Source organism: Lysinibacillus sp. NPDC093197 (assembly GCF_044754025.1).
In the GTDB taxonomy this organism is placed as follows: Bacteria; Bacillota; Bacilli; order Bacillales_A; family Planococcaceae; genus Lysinibacillus.
Genome location: NZ_JBIVOH010000018.1, coordinates 1 through 2,185, shown reverse-complemented (window position 1 = coordinate 2,185; position 2,185 = coordinate 1). Strand labels below are relative to the sequence as shown.

The following is a 2,185-nucleotide window of genomic DNA, read 5'->3' as shown; positions in this document are numbered from 1 at the left end:
GCTCTTTAGCGCCGATGGTAGTTGGGGGCTTCCCCCTGTGAGAGTAGGACGTCGCTAGGCACACAAAGCAGTCAGCAATAGCTGGCTGTTTTTTTGTTTTATCTAAAAATAAAGATTTAATAGAGATGACGATTGTGTAATTAAACGAATTGCGAAAGATAGATGCTAGAAGCCCGTTAGGGGTATTCGAGTAAATACGACCACCATATAGATTCAGAGAAAGTTCTATCTGTAAGTATAGATTCCCAAGGGGGTAACAATCTATCATTTATTATTGAAGAGATAAGTGTTGTGATGAGTTTGTAATTGATGCATATTTACATCAGATGGGAAAGCAATACTAAATCTTTTTAAAGCTATGGTGTTAACACTATTGCGTATTTTCAGATGCTTATATATATTTATACATATTTAAGAGAAATTGCAGATATTAATCACTTGTGCAATTTAAGATTTGGTATTTTTATAAGATTTATATTTTGATCGTTCTAATAACTTACGATTTATATGATGAATAGTAAGTTTATTCAGTAAGTACCTTTTTATAATACTCAGTTGTTAAAAGATAAAGGCAGTAATGAAAGGGATTTATCCTTTGTCATTGCTGCCTTTTCAGTTAAGATTGGTTTTTTATAAAGTGATGTTTTACATAGCAGAATTGCTAGTCCCTATTAGTGCCTATATATGAATTTCTATGAAGGCTGTTTAATACAAGGGGGTTCTTTTTAATTAATGAAGAATATGGACTTCTGGCCATCATGCTAAATTTACACAGATGAAAACTAAGGAACTGTGTTTCCTCTATTCTTTAACTATAAGTAAGGAGGGGCGATACGGCTAAAATTTTATAGTTAAAGAACGCATTATAACAAAATATTTGCTAAACGTTGATTCCAATTTAGGCACACAAGTTGTTTACAGAGTTGAGTATTATACTGCTTTACTAAATCGACAAATTTCGCTTTTTTAAGTTCTAATCTTTTTGCTAGTTTCCTATAATGTAACCATTACTTGAAAAAGGAGAGGGAATTTTGTGGATTGATGGTGTTTTTTCTGGTGGGGGATTGAAAGGGTTCGCATTAGTTGGAGCGTATCAAGTATTAGAAGCTGAAAATTTCCACTTTAAACGGGTTGCAGGAACAAGTGCTGGAGCTATTTTAGCAGCTTTTATTGCTGCTGGTTATAGTGGTAAAGAAATTGAATGTATGCTTGAAGAGTTGGATGTACCTTCATTATTAGACCCTCGAAAAACATTTCTGCCATTGCCGTTTATGAAATGGATTAATGTCTATAACCATTTAGGCTTGTATAAAGGGAAAGCATTAGAAAAATGGTTCTTTCAAAAATTAGCGGATAAGGGAGTTTACACTTTTGCGGATATACCCGAAGGTTCATTGAAATTAGTAGCGTCGGATTTATCAAATGGTAGAATTATTGTTTTACCAGATGATTTACACAAGTATCAAATCGATGCTAGTAATTTTTCTGTTGCTAGTGCATTGCGTATGAGCTGTGGAATTCCATTTTTCTTTGAACCGGTTACATTAAAAACAGGAAAAGGCGAATCAGTCATTGTTGATGGTGGTGTATTAAGTAATTTCCCTCTATGGATCTTTGATGATAAAGAAGGACGCAAAAAGCGACCAGTACTTGGTCTTAAACTAAGTAGAAGTAGTGAAGAACAATGTCCCCAAGTAATAAAGAATGGTTTAAATTTATTTGAAGCGTTATTTGCAACTATGAAAGGGGCACATGATGAAAGATATATTTCAAGAAGACATGAAAGAGATATTGTTTTTATTCCGGTAGATGATTATAGCGCTACGCAATTTGATTTAAATGAGGAGACAAAGGAAACTTTACTAGAGATAGGTAGGAATCGTACTATTCAATTCTTAAAGACATGGCCTAGGTTTAGAATATAAAATTCTAAAAAAATGATAAAACCTATTGACGACTTATAAACTAGATGTTATTATATAAAAGTTGCTGTTACGACATGTAACTACGAAATAAAAAAACAAAATAAATGTTTGACATTATTTCAAAAACATGTTATTATATAAAAGTTAGCTCTTACAAAACAGTTAACAAAATGAACCTTGAAAACTGAACAAGCAAAACGTAATCAATATAGTTTTTATTAGCTAACTTCGTTAGTGAACGAAACAAAATTTTGGACATC

The 2,185-nt window shown here is 32.5% G+C and carries 1 protein-coding gene; it reads left to right on the top strand.

Annotation, left to right across the window (positions count from 1 at the left end):
• Positions 1–1,031: 1,031 nt before the first annotated feature.
• Positions 1,032–1,925: a patatin-like phospholipase family protein gene (locus ACIP9G_RS22670; RefSeq protein ID WP_340821505.1), complete on the top strand. Its 894-nt coding sequence runs from the start codon at positions 1,032–1,034 to the stop codon at positions 1,923–1,925.
• Positions 1,926–2,185 lie beyond the last annotated feature (260 nt).